At 56.8% G+C, this 16,468-nt stretch carries 11 protein-coding genes; 3 read left to right on the top strand and 8 right to left on the bottom strand.

Going from position 1 to position 16,468, the window contains the following annotated elements; all coding sequences use genetic code 11:
* Nucleotides 1–100 precede the first annotated feature (100 nt).
* Nucleotides 101–361 carry a helix-turn-helix domain-containing protein gene (locus tag MKD49_RS23290; protein WP_121037375.1) on the top strand — a complete coding sequence of 87 codons (261 nt, stop codon included), beginning with the start codon at nucleotides 101–103 and terminating at the stop codon, nucleotides 359–361.
* Between the two features lie 194 nt (nucleotides 362–555).
* Here MKD49_RS23290 and MKD49_RS23285 read toward each other — a convergent pair whose 3' ends face one another.
* On the bottom strand, nucleotides 556–1,971 hold the full coding sequence (locus MKD49_RS23285) for a heavy metal sensor histidine kinase (RefSeq protein ID WP_252697497.1): 1,416 nt from the start codon (nucleotides 1,969–1,971) through the stop codon (nucleotides 556–558).
* On the bottom strand, nucleotides 1,968–2,639 hold the full coding sequence (locus MKD49_RS23280; protein ID WP_034331353.1) for a heavy metal response regulator transcription factor: 672 nt from the start codon (nucleotides 2,637–2,639) through the stop codon (nucleotides 1,968–1,970). Before MKD49_RS23280 ends, MKD49_RS23285 begins: the two co-directional genes overlap by 4 nt.
* Nucleotides 2,640–2,857: 218 nt before the next feature.
* On the opposite strand from MKD49_RS23280, the gene MKD49_RS23275 reads away from it, so the two are divergent.
* Nucleotides 2,858–3,148 carry a DUF4148 domain-containing protein gene (locus MKD49_RS23275; protein ID WP_039784135.1) on the top strand — a complete coding sequence of 97 codons (291 nt, stop codon included), beginning with the start codon at nucleotides 2,858–2,860 and terminating at the stop codon, nucleotides 3,146–3,148.
* A gap of 22 nt (nucleotides 3,149–3,170) precedes the next feature.
* Here MKD49_RS23275 and MKD49_RS23270 read toward each other — a convergent pair whose 3' ends face one another.
* Together MKD49_RS23270 and MKD49_RS23265 are read right to left on the bottom strand one after the other, a co-directional pair.
* Nucleotides 3,171–5,504, bottom strand: a complete 2,334-nt coding sequence (locus MKD49_RS23270; RefSeq protein WP_252697496.1) for a bifunctional diguanylate cyclase/phosphodiesterase — start codon at nucleotides 5,502–5,504, stop codon at nucleotides 3,171–3,173.
* A gap of 44 nt (nucleotides 5,505–5,548) precedes the next feature.
* Nucleotides 5,549–6,409 (bottom strand): hypothetical protein, encoded by an 861-nt coding sequence (locus MKD49_RS23265; protein WP_252697495.1) that lies wholly within the window; start codon nucleotides 6,407–6,409, stop codon nucleotides 5,549–5,551.
* A gap of 403 nt (nucleotides 6,410–6,812) precedes the next feature.
* On the opposite strand from MKD49_RS23265, the gene MKD49_RS23260 reads away from it, so the two are divergent.
* Nucleotides 6,813–7,535 carry a hypothetical protein gene (locus MKD49_RS23260; RefSeq protein ID WP_252697494.1) on the top strand — a complete coding sequence of 241 codons (723 nt, stop codon included), beginning with the start codon at nucleotides 6,813–6,815 and terminating at the stop codon, nucleotides 7,533–7,535.
* A 137-nt stretch (nucleotides 7,536–7,672) separates the two neighbouring features.
* Here MKD49_RS23260 and rhuM read toward each other — a convergent pair whose 3' ends face one another.
* From rhuM to dnaN, 4 genes are all read right to left on the bottom strand, one after another.
* A complete protein-coding gene (gene rhuM, locus MKD49_RS23255) occupies nucleotides 7,673–7,882 on the bottom strand; it encodes a RhuM family protein (RefSeq protein WP_252697553.1) in 210 nt (69 codons plus the stop codon).
* Nucleotides 7,883–8,177: 295 nt separating this feature from the next.
* On the bottom strand, nucleotides 8,178–12,149 hold the full coding sequence (locus MKD49_RS23250; protein ID WP_252697493.1) for a DUF4365 domain-containing protein: 3,972 nt from the start codon (nucleotides 12,147–12,149) through the stop codon (nucleotides 8,178–8,180).
* Nucleotides 12,150–12,606: 457 nt separating this feature from the next.
* Nucleotides 12,607–15,105, bottom strand: coding sequence for a DNA topoisomerase (ATP-hydrolyzing) subunit B (gyrB, locus tag MKD49_RS23245; RefSeq protein ID WP_121037393.1), 2,499 nt, complete (start codon nucleotides 15,103–15,105; stop codon nucleotides 12,607–12,609).
* 136 nt (nucleotides 15,106–15,241) lie between these two features.
* Nucleotides 15,242–16,348: a DNA polymerase III subunit beta gene (dnaN, locus tag MKD49_RS23240; RefSeq protein WP_039782907.1), complete on the bottom strand. Its 1,107-nt coding sequence runs from the start codon at nucleotides 16,346–16,348 to the stop codon at nucleotides 15,242–15,244.
* Nucleotides 16,349–16,468: the final 120 nt, after the last annotated feature.

Genomic DNA, 16,468 nt, shown 5'->3' with positions numbered 1-16,468 from the left:
CCAAGACATTCGAGGGTATAAGTGATTGTCACCGATAGTTTGTGCGTTTGTAATTGTAGCTAATCGACCGTCACCCCTAGCCGCATTGATCCTTGCGCTCATGAAAAAATCAGAGACTCCACAGAGCGCCCGCGTCATCTTCGGACAGAACGTCCGCAGGGTGCGCCGGCTTAAAGAGATGTCACAAGAAGAGCTGGCCTTCCGCGCTGACATCAGTCGCACCTACCTGAGCGAAGTCGAGCGCGGGGAAAGGAATATTTCCGTCGACAACATGGAGGCCCTGGCCCTCGCGCTGGAGATGGAATTGCCCGATCTCATGCGGACCAGCCTGATTTCGCTGCCCAGTGAGGATTCGCGCTGAACCCCCGGCATCCCGGCTTGAAGCTGCATGGCGCGTGCGCGCCATGTTTGCTTTCTGCTGCGCTTTTCGACTCTTGTTGACCGTCTTCTTGCAAGGTTTGTTGTTCGTTTTGTTGTTCGTTTTTCTGCACGTTCATCTGTACATCGCTCTGCACGTTTCCCGGTACAGTGCTCGCGCGCTGTTCGCCACCTGTGTCACGCTTTGTCCGGCACGTTTACCGCAGCTTCGGGGAAGCGCAAAGTGAACACGGTACGTCGTCCCGGTTCGCTGCTTGCGCTGGCTTGTCCGCCGTGCAGCGCCATGATGGTCCGCACGATGGCCAGGCCCAAGCCACTGGAACCGCTGGCGCTGCTGCGCGAAGGGTCGGCACGGTAGAAACGGTCGAAGATGCGTTCGATCTGATCCGGCGGGATCCCCGGCCCGGGGTTGGCCACCCCGATCAGGGTCGCGCCCGCCACCACGGTGGCCTCCAGGCTGATGATGCCCTGCGGCGGTGTATAGCGGATGGCATTGGCGACCAGGTTGCCCACTGCACGACGCAGCAGGGTGGCATCGGCGTGCAGGATGCCGCTGCCGGCCACCGCGATGCGTACCTGCGCCTCTTCGGCGATGCCCTCGAAATAGTCGGCGATGCGGTTGAGTTCCTCGGCCACGTCCAGCGGCTGGATCTGCAACACCACATGGGCGTTGTCGGCGCGGGCCAGGAACAGCATGCTCTCCATCATGCGCGAGAGGCGTTCGTATTCCTCGATGTTGGAACTGAGCAGGGCCTGGTATTCATCCAGGCTGCGCGGCTTGCCCAGCGCCACCTGGGTCTGCACCATCAGGTTGTTGAGCGGGGTGCGCACGTCATGCGCAAGATCGGCGGAGAACTGGCTCAGCTGCTGGAAGCTGCGATGCAGACGGTCCAGCATGTCGTTGAACGATTGTACGATCTCGTGCAGTTCACGCGGCGCGGCCTGCAGATCGAGCCGGGTATCGAGCTTGTTGGCCGAGATGGCGCGCGTCTGTGCCGCCATCATGCGCAGCGGACGCAAGCCGCTGCGCACGAGGAAGTAACTCAAGAGCGTTGCGAGCACGGTGCCGATGGCCGCCGCCCACCACACATCGGCGCGATAGTCCGCCAGCAGCAGCATGCGATCCGAGGCCGTACGCACCACCAGCACGATGGCCTTTTCGCCCGAGCGAGTGACCGGCATGCTGGCAATGTAGCGCGCGCGCAGGTCGCCCATGCGCAAGGCCTCGATGTGGTCCCAGCTGCGGATCTTGACGGTGGACAGGTCCACATCCGGCGAGGTGCGCGTGGGGTCATGGCTTTCCAGCAGGGTGCTGCCATCGGCGCGGGCGATGCGCACCAGCAGCTGGTCATGACCGGAGAGGGTGTCCAGCACCAGGTGGCGGCGAGCGAGGATGTCCTCCAGTGACGCCGCATGCTCGACCAGGTGATTGATGGAGCGGCACTTGCCGGCCAGCTCTTCATCGTCGCGCGCCTCCAGCTGCATGTGCAGCGAGTGCGACAGATAGCTGCCGACGGCCGTGAACAGCACCAGTGCCAGCAATCCGAACAGCACCACCAGCCGCAGGCTCATCGACGCGGTAGCTCGTCTCACCGCCGCACCTCGAACACGTAACCCATGCCCCACACGGTGTGCAGCAACTTCTGGTCAAATCCTTCATCCAGTTTGGCGCGGAGGCGGCGCACGGCCACATCCACCACGTTGGTATCGCTGTCGAAATTCATATCCCATACTTGCGAGGCAATCTGCGGACGCGACAGCACCTCGCCCGGACGGCGGATCAGCATGTGCAGCAGGGCAAACTCCTTGGCGGTGAGATCGATGCGCTGTCCGGCGCGCGTGACCTTGCGGCGGATCACATCCACCACCACATCCTCGTACTCGATCAGATCGGCCTCGCGGCTCGGCCCCCGCCGCAGCAGGGTGCGCACGCGCGCCAGCAGTTCGGTGAAGGCGAAGGGCTTGACCAGATAATCGTCGGCACCCAGCTCCAGGCCTTTGACGCGGTCTTCGACTTCGTCGCGGGCGGTGAGGAAGAGCACCGGCGTGTCATGCGTGCGGCGCAGTTCGCGCAGGATATCCCAGCCGTTCATGCCGGGCAGCATCACGTCCAGGATGATCAGCTTGTAGTCCAGCGTGCGCGCATTGTGCAGGCCGTCCACACCGGTCTGCACCCAGTCCACCACGAAGCCGGACTCGGTCAGGCCGCGACGCAGGTACTCGCCCGATTTGGGCTCGTCCTCTACCAACAAGATGTGCATGATCGGAATTCCTGACGGACAAGTCCGTATTGTGACGCAGCCGGATGCGGCATTCATTACAAATGTGTAATGACTGGGCAATGTTTCTGTACGGACCCCCTCCCTAGAATCCATCCCAACGACTCGCCAGCCAAGCACGGCGATCGCGCCATCCCTGGCGGCGCACATCCTGTGCAACACCAGGGATCTTGTGAAAACGCACTCAAAGGAATCTGATCATGAAAACCTCGCACCTCGTCCTCGGCGCACTGGCCACCGCCTTTTCCCTGTCGGCCTTCGCTCAATCGACCGTGACCACGGAAGCCGCACGCGATCAGGCCAACCTGAACGCCCGGAGCAACTATCCGGTGGTGCAATTCCAGGGCAGCAAGACGCGCGCCGATGTCGTCGCCGAGCTGCAAGCCGCACGCCTGGGCGAACCGATGCAGAACACCGGCACCAAGCCTTCGGTCTCCGACAGCAGCACCCAGGGCCAGGCGCTCGACACCTCGCTCTACAGCGGCGCGTGATTGCACCTGCCCGGGCCTCTGCTCAGGACGCGCGCTGCCGGCCCTCCAGCAGCGCCGTGAACTGTTCTCCCGGCATGGGCCGGCCGTACCAATAGCCTTGATACAGCGTGCAGCCCTGCGCATGCAGCAGGTCACGCTGTTCCATCGTCTCCACCCCTTCGGCGATGATGGACAGCCCCAGGCTCTGGCCCAGCATGATGATGCTGCGGATGATGCTGGCCGTGGCTGCATCGTCCTGCATCCTGCGCACGAAGCTCTGGTCGATCTTGAGCTGGTCGATGGGGAAGCGTCCCAGGTAGGACAGGGACGAATACCCGGTCCCGAAATCATCCAGCGAAATCGAGACCTCATGCAACTTGAGGTCATTCATTTTTTCGATGACCTCATCGATTTTGTCGATCATCATGCTTTCGGTCAGTTCCACCTTCACCGCCTTGGAGCTGATGCGGTGCTGGCGAATGGTTTCGTGGAAGCGCGCCACGAAGTGGTCCACCTTGAATTCCTGCGCCGACACATTGACCGCCACCACCAGCTCCCTGGCCAGTCCTTCGCGCTGCCAGGATTCGAGATCGCGGCAGATGGCTTCCAGCACCTGGTGGCCGATCTCTTCCATCAATCCCAATTCTTCGGCCACCGGAATGAACAGCGCCGGCGGCACCATGCCCTTGAGCGGATGCTTCCAGCGCACCAGCGCCTCAGCCCCGACCACCTTGCCCTCAAAGGTAACCTGCGGCTGGTAATGCACCACGAACTGATGCTGCGCCACCGCCGTGCGCAATTCCACTTCCAGTGCGCTGCGCTGGCTGGCCAGGGCCTGCATGGCCGGATCGAAGAAGCGGAACACATTGCGGCCTGCGGCCAGTGACTGCACCATGGCCAACTTGGCCTGCATCACCGCTTCCTCGGCCGATTGCACGTCACCGCGCAGGATGTTGATGCCGATGTTGAGAGAGTAAGGGAAGCTCACGGTGGTGCCGTGCGGTTCGGCCAGCGCGGCGATGAGGCGGTGTGCGAGCGTTTCGCAGAAGCGGATGCCTTCGGCCAGTTCGCTCACCGGCAGATCGCATCCCAGCGCAAATCGTTCGCCATCGAGCCGCGCCAGCGTCTGGTCGGCGGCGACACAGGCCCCCAGACGTCGCGCACATTCCTTGAAGAGCCGGTCTGCATCATCGGCCTTGACCAGGCCGTGCGAGAGGTCGGCGCGATGCATTTCCATGTAGAACACCACCAGCGGCAGGCCGTGTGCCTGCTGCCGTCCCAGGCCACGGCGCAGGCGATCGAGGAACAGCTTCTTGTTGGGCAGATCGGTGACAGGATCATAGAAGGCCAGGCGGTCGATGCGGCTCTCGGCTTCCAACCGTTCGGAGACATCGATGATGACCCAGATCTGGTCGTTCTGACCCGTGCCATCGATGAGCGAGGTATGCAGTTCGGCCGGGAAGCTGCGGCCATCGGCACGCTTGAGCAATACGATCTCGCCGGTCGCGCCATGCGGGCGCAGCAGGGTCTGGTTGATGTAGAGGCTTTGCTGCTGCGCATCCTCGAAGATCTGCGCACTGGCCAGCGTGGTGAGTCCCGCGCCATTGAGCGCAAGCATGGACTGCGCAGCATCATTGGCGAAGGCGATCCGTCCATCGCGCACGAACAGCACGCCCGCCGGGATATTGCCCAGGATCGCCGCCTGCTCATCGAAGAGGGTTTTGAGACTGGTCTGCATGGCTTCCATGCGGTGAGCGAGGAGGCCGATCTCATCCTTTTGCGTGAGTGCGATACGGGTATCGAAGTGCCCGCGTTCGATGCGGCCGGCCGCGACGGTCAGCTTGCGGATGGGCGCCAGGATACGGCGATAGACCAGGAGGCCGATGATGAGCAGCGCCACCACTGCCTGCGCCAGCAGCACGCGCGTCTGGAAGCGCTTGTCTGCGGCGAGCTTGCGCTGCAGCTGGGCATCGGACACCACCACCTGCACGCTGCCCAGCGTGACCATGCGGTCCGGCTGCTGCATGGTCAGCGGCAGGGTACGCGTGAGCAGGCTGCCTGCGCGGCGCAGCGGTTCTTCCTTGCGCACGAGGACACGCTCCTCGGGGTCGCGCACTTCCACAGAGACCACCTGGGTATCGAGCATGCTTCCTTGCAGCAGAGCCATCATGTCGTTCTGGTCGAGGCTCCAGACCGGCAGCACCAGGCTGTGGGCGAGGGTCTGGCTTTTCTCATCGACCAGGGTGGTCATTTCCTGGCTGATCTGCTGCTCGCGCGTGCCGTTGAGGATGGTCAGCGCCACCACGACCGGCAGGCTCATGGCCACCAGCATGGCACAGGCGATGTAGAGGCCGAGGCTGGTGGTCTTCTTGATCATGGCGGGCCGTGCGGGTCAGAAGGTGGATGGAAGGGCGGCGTGGACTATTTGAACCAGTCCATTTTGTAAGTCTCGATGGCCTGGCGTTCGATGGGGGTGAGCCTGTCGTTGTACAACTCGATCACGCGCGGATGCGTGCCGCGCATGGACTGGCGCACTTGCCGGGTGGAACTGTGTTTCTGGATCAGGTCCAGCAGGGCGCCATTGCGATGGATTTTTTTCAGGCCCTCCAGCAAGGCATCGCGGATATCGTCGCGCCCCGGGGAGGTGTAGAAGAAGAGGTCGGTCGGGTAGTACAGCACCAGGTCGGGAACGATGGCGAGCTGGTGCGCGGAGTCGTAAGCTTCCAGTTCGCTGGTGGCTTCGAAGATGGAGCGGTTGTAGAAGTCGAAGCGGCCGGCCTTGAGCATCTCGAACAGGTTCAGGTAGTTGCTTTGCGCCACCTTGAGCTGGTTGGCCTGCATGATGCTGGTATCGACCCAGCCGATGCCGGAGCCGATGGTGAACGCGCGCAGGTCGTCCAGGGTACGGATGGACCGGGCGCGTTCGAAGCTTTCGCGGTTGGCCAGCAACACACGATAGCCGCCGCCGCCGAGATAAATGGGGAAGGGGATGGGTTCTAGGGTGCGGGTCATGCCGCTGCCGGCGGAGGTCGTGACGAGATTGCAATACTGCCCGGCCTGGATCAGCTGCACGTAGCGCTGGTCGGAGGTGGCGACATTGGCGACTTGGCAGCCCTTGATGGAGAAGGGGCGGCCGCTGGCACGCATGGCCAGTTCGAGGACGGCCTTGCGGTAGTTGATCAGGGGGTTGTCCTCATGGAGATCGGCGAGCTTGATCTCGATGACTTGCGCATTGGCGGCAGGCGATTGGGCGCGGGCGGAGGCGGCGCAGAGCAGACTCATCGCCAGGACGAGCAAGACCGCGACTACGCTTCGGGCGCTCGACTTGTCTCTACTCATGGCGGTGGGGAGCTCGAATTGTTCAGATGATGTTATGCAAGCGGGGAGGGAATCGCAAGGATTTGTGTGCAAGGGTATGGGGTTTTGTGGTGTGCTTGCACAGAAGTTGGAAAATGGGCGGGGAAGCAGGGTGGGTGCGGGTTTGAAGCGTGAGGATGTGGGATTTTTGGGGAGCGTAATAAGGGGGGGTTGAACGTCATTTGATGCGGCGCTTTCTGAGCTGAGGTGGATGTATTGGTATTTCCATGTAATGCGCAGCGGCTTCTTGAGCATTACAATCTCACTCGATACACCGGCTCGACCAAGGGGGGTTGAGCGAGCATTTCCCCATCTCACAAAAACGATAATGAATAAAATTCTGATATTTTTGGTAACGCTCCTGCTCAACACTTCGGTCTTCGCCGCGACATCTCCCATCGTGGAGCAACTCAATCTGGAAGAAGCGAAATGGCATAAGGGCTTTGTTTTCTCCACTGCGGGCGATGCCAAAACGCCAGCAGAACTGATTGACGTGCTGAACTGGCTCAGGAGTCGTGCAGAGAGCCCCGATATGCCGGATGCGCGTTACGCGGTGTTTTATTCTTTCATGCTGCGCCGGACGAATGATCCCGGTGCGATTGACGCCATCAACCTGTTCGCCATCATCGGTTATTTCTCTTTGCAGATCGACAGCGCACGCTGCGCCAATCGCAATGAATCCATCATGATCGCGCGTCAATGGTATGACGCAGTACGTCCGCAATTGCAGGGATTGAAAAATGTTTCCCTTCAGATGCGCCAACGCTATCTGATGCTGGCACACGGCTACCTGCTGACCTACATGGCGAGAACCGAACCCAAGCTAGTGCAGTCGTCCGCCTGGATGTGTTACCACCTGCCCAGCTATCTGAACAAGATTCGGAACTTGCCCGATACCGTGATGGACACCACGCAAGTCAACAATAACAAGCTCATTGTATATATGAGCAATCCTACGATCATGCCGGAACTGGCTGATCCAACCCTGTTTAATACTCGTTCGGAAAGCATCATGAAAGATCTGGAAAAGATGGTGATGAAGGACTCCTGAAGTAACAGCAAGGAGCGCAGGCAGGACGACAGTGTCCAAGTCATGCTGGCGACAGGAGGGGGATCAAACTCTTCCACATAGATCGGAGCTCATCGACACGCGCCGTGTCGGTCGTAGCAGATGGTTCTTGGCCAAGGTCACATCGCCCTTGCGGACTCTTCCGCTCTTCCAGGACGTGAGTGCCAAGTTGAGTGGGTCAGCACGGACGCGTTCAACCATCTCGTCAAAGAAACTTCAGCGCTCACTCCCTTCAGGCGCTCGTCATCCATGACGAAGCCCTTGATCAGATTTTGCTTGAGGTGGGTGGTGGCCCACTTGCGGAACTGGGTGCCGCCTGGCTGGTTCACCCGGTAGCCAATGGCCACGATCAAGTCGAGGTGTAGAGCTTGACCGTTCGGCGGACCTGGCTGCTGCTCTCGGCTTGAACTATTAAGTCATCTTTAACAGTTCGAACTTCCGGCCCCCCGTCATCCAGCCGGTTTTTGATATGGATTTTGATGTTCGGGGTGGAGGCCTGAAAGAGCTCAACCAGTTCGACCTGGCTCAGCCAGACTGTGCCATCCTCAGTGCCCAGGAAGAACTGCGCCGAACCGTCGTCCGTGGCCTAGCAGTCAAACTTAACGTCTTTTGGGCTCGTTACTCTCAACTCATCCTGAGGTTTTGTTTAACGGTCGAGCTATATGCATCAAGGAAAACCTGATGATAGTGAGTCCCAGGTGTCATTCCTTTCAAGAATTTTGTCTTCAGAGTTTGTTCATCTTCCAGCCGGAGAAAGTGGTCTGATTTAGCTGATGCGCTTGCGAGTTCCCTCAAGGCATCATCCTCTAATTTTTCATCCATCTTCTCTCCGTATCCGAAGGCAATCGCTTCCAAAAATGCGTCAACCAAGACTTTCATTTGAATCGGCATGTTCTCGCTCGTCGCATCACCGAGGTAAATGGCAGTCTGTGATACCGCTTGAATTAATGATCCAGTTCTATTCAATTTCGAGTCCGTTCTTAATATGGTCTTAGTCGTCCAGGAAATTAGATACGCCGCTAGCTGATACGACTTGAATCCGTATTGATTCACAAGCATTGCTGCTATTGAGGCCATATGCTGTAAGAGCCCCTTATAGGGCAGAGAGAGATCCCAAAGGGCATCCGAAATACGACGAAAATCTGAATCGCCGGACAGCATTGCGATAGACGATCGTACGTCTTTCATTACATGAAATTGATTCGGTAATGCAGCTATAAAATACCTTGCCTGCACCACCAGATGTACTTTCCATTTGCATAGCAACGCGATTTTCTGAGCTGCCTCCTTTTCGGTCATTAAGCCTTTTTCTTCCATAATTGAAAGAAAATCCAAGGTACAAATTGATGGCTGATACTGCACCGGAATTTCGCAATATATTCGTTGCAGGCAATCGTCAGAGAAAAGAAGATATTTTCCGGATTTGGTCAGAGCCTTTATTTCGTACGTATCCGGATTACGCTCGGCATATGGCTCTTCATCATCTATCAATGATGACGGCTGTTCAATTGATTCGAAATTGTCTCTTATGAAGTCACGGAGCTGCTCAATACGTTTTCGAAATACTGTTCCTGTCATTGGACGGACGAGTTCCGCGATTAGAGCAATTGTCTCTTGAGATATGGCGACTTTTTGGAAAAGTTGGACGAGCTTTCTTAGTAAGTCCAGATCCTGAAGGACTAGCAGCGACGTTAGATCAAGCAGTGGAATGCGCCCTTTAATTGCATCCCATTTCGTCGGAATGAAATCATTAGTTACCATCGACAAATGATATTGTTTCTCCGTCGTACGTGACCGCTTCGCTGTTTCCCAGAGGAACGGGATATCTGGAATATTTTGAAGAACCTGCCTCGGCCTCCATGCGTATGGCACAGGAATCTCGCCCGTACGCATCTGGTTTTCCATTTTGCGGAAGAAGTTCTTTTGCTCGGCTGTTACGCCGATTAGCTTTTCGATGGAGGATAAGATCGCATGTGGGTCTCCGCCGTCTGGAATTTCTCCCCGTCTAAAAATCTTCGAACTTGGAAAGTCCGCGAAGAATCTCTCAAAGCGCGTATGTATCTCCGACCGCTGTTCCTCTGTGAGGAGATCCGTGACAGCAGGCATCACTAGGAACCACTTCAGCAGAAATGATCCTTCTTCACTCTCTTCCCTCTGGTTCACTTTTTGTCCAAACGCCCATAGAACTTCTAACACGCGCGGCTGCAACGGATCTTGATAATAGAGAAGATTGAATAAGAGCTGGAGACACTGGAGATGCCTTGATCTCTCGGTGTCGCGCGTAAGTATTTTCTCGACTAGAACAATTGCTTGATCAATAAATCCGCTACGTCCGACAATGTTGAGATATGCATTTAGTGCGTATGGATCCTCTTCTCCCTCTTCAATTAACTGTTGAAGTAGATCTCTTGCTTCAACTGTCTTTCCAAGGCGATCAAGCGCAAATGCCTTAATTCCTTTGAAGCGGCTGTGGCTCTCATTCTGCTCAAGCGCCCTTGTCGCAATCTGCAAAACCGTCTCCCAAGCACCTAGCGTGGAGTAGGCCTGAGCAAGCTGCAAGCGACAATCGATAGGAAGACGTTTCTCAGTCTCGATCTTCGCTGCAATCTCGCAGATTTCTGCTGCATCATTTTTGTCAGTTGAATCTAATTCTTGCATGAGATGCATACCCAGAAAGGCGGGCTGCGCTAATCGCTGATAGTCCTCTCGTAGCCGATTAATCGCGCTCGGCTTTGATGATGGATGTTTTGTTACCGAATAATCGAACTGATATGCAGCGTAGTCCTCGGCCAGTTCTGGTGTAGTAGAAAGAATGTTTATCCATTCTTTTGCCACTTCAACCTTAAGAATTTTTTCCGCTGCGGAAGCCCCCATTATCATTGCAGGTCCAAATAGCGGATGTGATTTTTCAAGCAAATCCAGCTTTGCAGAGAGAAGATCAATGTAGTCGGAATACTTATTCGCGCTGTACAGGAGTAGTAATCTCCTCAGTATCTGCGTACTGCTTTCTGGCAAGCGTCCATTTGCCGATAGTGCGGTTTGGTAATCATGAGCGAGCCCGGCGACGATCTCCAACGCAGAATTCAGGTCGACAGAATTTCTTGCTTTCGCCGCCTCTTTCAATAAGGGAAGTGCCTCACGCTGCTTTCCAAGGAAGCAGCTGATCGAACACCATAAATCAGAAATGAAGTCTGTATTGGGCGGCCAATTCTCTTGACGATATCGCTCTATAAGCAAGAGCGTATCGCCCCAAGCTGATTTAAGAACGGAAATATCTGTGTCTAGAGTTCCCATGACTGGATAGACGTCATCGGGATTTGCCCAACCTTTGTAGTTTGTTCCGATATAAAACCGTGCGCGGGCACGAAGCAGCAGGAGGATATATCTGTCTCGATCTTTCAAAGGTGACTGTCCAAGTCCTTCATTGCTTATAGCAAGAGCCTCTTCAAAATCGGAACGCATCAGGTTCACTGTTGCAGCTGCCGCGTGACGTCCCTCAGTCATCGTTTCTGCAACAGCCAGTGCATCGTCGTATTTTTTCTCCGCGGCGAGCAGCCGAACCTTCACCGCAAGGATGCATGGTGAATTTCCGGTCAGCATGGCCAATATGGACGAGAAATCATGGGCATCATTTGGGCTTTCGCTTAGCCGGAGCTGCATTTCCGCCCAAGCAGCCAGATATTTAGCCGCCCGTGGTGCTAATTCATGCGCTTTCCAATAGTGCTTGGCTGCTTCTTCATGATGATCTCTAAAAGAGAGAATTTTCCCATGAAGGAACAATAACTCGGCTTCGTCTAGCGTACTCAGTTGATCTGTATGCCTGTTGGCGCGAGCCAATAGATCAGCGGCTTCTACTAGACGACCGGCACGCACTGCAACTTCTGCTTCAGAAAGAAACCATGATCTAGTTCCGACTTTTGGCTCCGGCCAAACAGTGTCTGACGGCTCAACAAGACTATCCAGGAAATCAACCGAACGCCGCTGCAAGGCAAATGGAATTTGCTCCGTTAGCGCGCGCTGTGCTGCTTGATCCAGTTCTGGATGTTTCTTTTCGACGATCTCGTTGAGCGCTTTTCCAAGTAAAGTAATTCGATTCTTTGCTGAGATTTCGGAAATAAGATTCGTCTCATTCTCGAGTATTTGGTGGACCGGGATTCGAATCGTAACGGTTGCTTGATCTGGTATTTCACCGCTATTTTCATCTCTCACACGTCTGATTTCATCTTCAATCCAGACGTAATAAAGCGGGCAGTCCTTTGGGCGGGGAGCAACCCCTACATCAGCTAGGACGAGGAGTATTGGCTCTGACGTGTTGGCGTAGAGGCGCAATGTAGTAGCCTTGAGCTGGAAAGAGATGAATTCGCCGGTCGTATTTCGCGCGGGAGATGTTGTACCTTTTAACTGCCCTTTAATGGTCCATTTGACCTCGGCGTTCTCTGGAATTTGAATCGTAAAGTCGTAACCGAAGTCAGTGTCGCCATCCATCGACACAAGTAACCATTCGGTTGGTCGATTGGCCTGAAAACACTGATTTGCCATTTGGCCGATTTTTTGACTATCGCTCACCTTTGGGTACTGTTGCTCATGACCAGCCACGTCTGCTCCCCTCGATTGTCGTGTCACCACGGTCTGTTAATGCAGTTTTAACTACAGCATACCGTTTTGAGAACATTTTTTTCCAGCGCAGTGCAAGGCGACGCCGATAAAAGGATAGACAGCCCTTAACGCACCATTGCCAATTTGCTTTCTAAGCGACCATATTGTTTCACCGGCCCCCAAATGCAAAAGCCAACCCGAAGGTTGGCTTTTGCATTTATCGTGGCACAGGTTTTCACTCATCCGACGATTTAGCAACCACTTAAGATGGCTGCTACCATCGGTCATTCAATCCATCGTCTGAAAGTATCAATCTGCTTTAGAATGGGTCGAATCTAAGTAAACAGCCAAGCGATTGAGGTTGGTTTTTTAAGCAGGATGTTTTCATTAAGTCTGAAAATAATTTTTCACTTTTGTGAGAAATTCTTCTGCTTCTATGAAAACCTACAACAGCGAATCAAACGTCAATATTCCCCGCCTGCAACGCATTCGATTCAATAAACGCCCGACGCGGCTCCACATCATCGCCCATCAAGGTCATGAAGATCTGATCCGCAGCAATCGCATCCTCGATCTGCACCTTCAGCAAACGGCGCACGGTCGGATCCATGGTGGTTTCCCACAGCTGCTCAGGATTCATCTCGCCCAGGCCTTTGTAACGCTGCTTGTTCACGCCGCGCTCGGCCTCATCACGCAGCCACGACATGGCCTGGCGGAATTCAGTGATGACCGATTCCTTGCGCTTCTCGCCCTGGCCGCGTGCCACGATGGCACCCTTGCCGATGAGTCCCTTGAAGGTCTCGGCCGCCGTCGACAGCTGCTGGTAATCCGGGCCGCTCACGAAGTCCGCATCGATCACGGTCGCCTTGATGTTGCCATGCTGGCGACGATGGATATGCAGCGCCACCTTCTCGCTATGCTCATCCACGCGCGCCTGCACGTCGATGTTGATGTCGTTGATGGCCTTCTTCAGTTCTTCCGCGGTAGCGGTGGCCTGCTCGATGTTGTCCATCTTCAGGGCCACGCCGCCGGTCATGATGGCGTTCAGCGCCGATTCATCGATGGCGCGCGACAGGCGCATGATGATCGCGTTGGCCGTGTTGTACTGGCGTGCCAGTTCCACCAGCGCCTCGCCGCTGATCGGCGCAGCACCTTCAGAAGGCTTGATCTCGGCATCGTTCAGGGCGATCTGCATCATGTACTGCGCTTCCTCGAAGTCGTCCTTCAGGTAGCGCTCGTCCTTGCCCGCCTTGACCTTGTACAGCGGCGGCTGGGCGATGTAGATGTGGCCGCGTTCGACCAGCGCCGGCATCTGACGATAGAAGAGCGTCAGCAGCAGCGTGCGGATGTGGGCGCCGTCGACGTCCGCATCGGTCATGATGATGATGCGGTGGTAACGCAGCTTGTCCGGATTGAATTCGTCAGCACCGATGCTGGTGCCCAGGGTGGCGATGAGCGTCGTGATCTGCTCGGAAGAAAGCATCTTCTCGAAGCGCGCCTTCTCCACGTTCAGCACCTTGCCGCGCAGCGGCAGGATGGCCTGGAACTTGCGATCACGCCCTTGCTTGGCCGAGCCGCCTGCGGAGTCACCCTCGACGATGTACAGCTCGCACAGCGCCGGGTCGCGTTCCTGGCAATCAGCCAGCTTGGAAGACAAACCCAAACCATCCATCACACCCTTGCGGCGCGTCAGTTCGCGCGCCTTGCGCGCAGCCTCCCGGGCGCGCGCGGCTTCGACGATCTTGCCGCAGATGATCTTGGCATCGTTCGGCTTCTCGGCCAGGAAGTCGGTCAGGGTCTTGGCGACGATTTCTTCCACCGGGCCGCGCACTTCGCTGGAGACCAGCTTGTCCTTGGTCTGCGAGCTGAACTTCGGTTCCGGTACCTTCACCGACAGCACGCAGGTCAGGCCTTCGCGCATGTCGTCGCCGGAGATCTCGACCTTGGCCTTCTTGGCGAGATCGTTTTCTTCGATGTACTTGTTGATGACGCGGGTCATGGCCGCACGCAGGCCGGTCAGGTGGGTGCCGCCATCACGCTGCGGGATGTTGTTGGTGAAGCAGAGCACCTGCTCGTTGAAGGCATCGTTCCATTGCATCGACACGTCCACCGACACCAGCGTACCCTGGTCGGATTGCTTCTCGCCGGTGGCCTGGAAAATGGTCGGGTTCAGGATGCTCTTGTTCTTGTTGATGTATTCCACGAAGCCGCGCGTGCCGCCTTCGAAGGCGAAGTCCTCTTCCTTGCCGGTACGCTGGTCGGTCAGCTTGATATGAACGCCATTGTTCAGGAAGGACAATTCGCGGATACGCTTGGCCAGGATCTCGTAGTGGAATTCGACGTGGGTGAAGATTTCTTCGTCGGCCCAGAAGTGGACTTCGGTGCCGCGCTTGTCGGATTCACCCACGACCTTGATCGGCGACACCTGCACGCCATCCACCATCTCCAGTTCGCGGTTCTGCACGATGCCCTTGGCGAATTCCATCGCGTGGACCTTGCCGTCGCGGCGGATGGTCAGCTTCAGCTTCTTCGACAGGGCATTCACGCAGGACACGCCCACGCCGTGCAGGCCGCCGGAGACCTTGTAAGAGTTCTGGTCGAACTTGCCGCCGGCGTGCAGTTCGGTCATCACGATCTCGGCCGCCGAACGCTTGGGTTCGTGCTTGTCGTCCATCTTGAGGCCGGTGGGGATGCCGCGGCCGTTGTCGGTGATCGAGATGGAGTTGTCGGCGTGGATGGTGACGTGGATCTCGCTGCAGTAGCCGGCCAGAGCTTCGTCGATCGAGTTGTCCAGCACTTCGAACACCAGGTGGTGCAGGCCGGTGCCGTCAGAGGTGTCGCCAATGTACATGCCGGGACGCTTGCGCACCGCCTCCAGGCCTTCCAGGATCTGGATGGAAGAAGCGCCATAGCTTTGTTGCGCGGAATTGGTGTTGTCTGCGGGGCTGGAGGACATGGTTACCTTCTGAAAATGCTAGCCAAACGACTAGGGAGCTGCAAAAAACGGAATTCTGGGGATGAATCTTTGGAATTCTTAAAAGCAACCGAGGGGCCGTCTGGGACGGCCCCTCGTGCGCGTGGAGCGGGTTTGCTCAGATCCGCATCGGCATGACGACGTACTTGAAGTCGGCGTTGTCAGGGATGGTGATCAGGGCCGACGAGTTGGCATCGCCCAGGGCGATGTTGACGTAGTCGTTCTTGAGGTTGTTGAGCACGTCCAGCAGATAGCTGACGTTGAAACCGATGTCGACGGTGTCGCCGCCGTAGTCGATTTCCAGTTCTTCGACCGCTTCTTCCTGGTCGGCATTGGTGGAGCTGATCTTCAGGCTGCCAGGGGCGATCACCCAGCGCACGCCCTTGAACTTGTCGCTGGTCATGATGGCCGCGCGTTGCAGCGAGCGCAGCAGCTGGTCACGGCTGATGGTGAAGCTGTTCTTGTAGCCCTTGGGCACCACGCGGGTGTAGTCGGGGAACTTGCCTTCGACCAGCTTGGAAATCAGCTCGATGTCGGCAAAGGTCAGCTTGACCTGGTTGTTGGCGATCTGCAGCTGCACTTCATCATCGCTGTCGTCGAGCAGGCGTTGCAGCTCGATGATGGTCTTGCGCGGGATGATGACTTCCTGGCGCGGGAAGTCCTGCTCGGTCTCGACCTGGCAGAAGGCCAGGCGGTGGCCGTCGGTGGCGACCGCAATGACGTTCTTGCCTTCCACTACCAGCAACAGGCCGTTCAGGTAGTAGCGGATGTCCTGCTGGGCCATGGCGAAGTGAACCATGTTGAACAGGTGCTTCAGGGTCTTCTGCGGCAGGTTGACCTGGGCGTTGTAGTGCTCGGCCTGGGCCACCGTCGGGAATTCTTCGGCGGCCAGCGTCTGCAGGGCAAAGCGGGACTTGCCGGATTGCACGGTCAGACGCTTGTTGGAGAGGGAGACCGACACTTCGCCGGAATCCGGCAGAGCGCGCAGGATGTCGAGCAGCTTGCGGGCCGCGACCGTGGTGGCCGTGGACTCGCTACCCGAACCGACGTCGGCGTGCGTGGTGATCTGCACTTCGATGTCGGTGGACAGGAAAGACACCTTCTCGCCGTCCTTGCGAATGAGAATATTGGCCAGAATCGGCAATGTGTGCCGACGCTCGACAATACCACTCACGATCTGCAGAGGACGCAGGAGCGTGTCTCGTTGGGTTTTAACCAATTGCATAGTCAGTTTGTCCTTGCTAATAGTGGTTTAAAGGGCGCCGTTGGCCGGCGTTCAGTCATGCCCATGTCGCGCGTGTTCCTCCTCTGGTGAAAAACAGCTGCTGCCTGCAGTGCAACCTGC

Origin of the sequence: Herbaspirillum sp. WGmk3, assembly GCF_023952535.1 — a bacterium.
In the GTDB taxonomy this organism is placed as follows: Bacteria; Pseudomonadota; Gammaproteobacteria; order Burkholderiales; family Burkholderiaceae_D; genus Herbaspirillum; species Herbaspirillum huttiense.
The sequence above is the reverse complement of the archived record's forward strand: the minus strand, read 5'-3'. Positions and strand labels throughout refer to the sequence as shown.

Bases quoted from the DNA above. Each gene is read 5' to 3' on its own strand.
- MKD49_RS23280 (WP_034331353.1), bottom strand. From the start codon at position 2,639: ATGCACATCTTGTTGGTAGAGGACGAGCCCAAATCGGGCGAGTACCTG.
- MKD49_RS23290 (WP_121037375.1), top strand. From the start codon at position 101: ATGAAAAAATCAGAGACTCCACAGAGCGCCCGCGTCATCTTCGGACAG.
- gyrB (WP_121037393.1), bottom strand. From the start codon at position 15,105: ATGTCCTCCAGCCCCGCAGACAACACCAATTCCGCGCAACAAAGCTAT.
- MKD49_RS23265 (WP_252697495.1), bottom strand. From the start codon at position 6,409: ATGAGTCTGCTCTGCGCCGCCTCCGCCCGCGCCCAATCGCCTGCCGCC.
- MKD49_RS23275 (WP_039784135.1), top strand. From the start codon at position 2,858: ATGAAAACCTCGCACCTCGTCCTCGGCGCACTGGCCACCGCCTTTTCC.
- MKD49_RS23260 (WP_252697494.1), top strand. From the start codon at position 6,813: ATGAATAAAATTCTGATATTTTTGGTAACGCTCCTGCTCAACACTTCG.
- dnaN (WP_039782907.1), bottom strand. From the start codon at position 16,348: ATGCAATTGGTTAAAACCCAACGAGACACGCTCCTGCGTCCTCTGCAG.
- MKD49_RS23270 (WP_252697496.1), bottom strand. From the start codon at position 5,504: ATGATCAAGAAGACCACCAGCCTCGGCCTCTACATCGCCTGTGCCATG.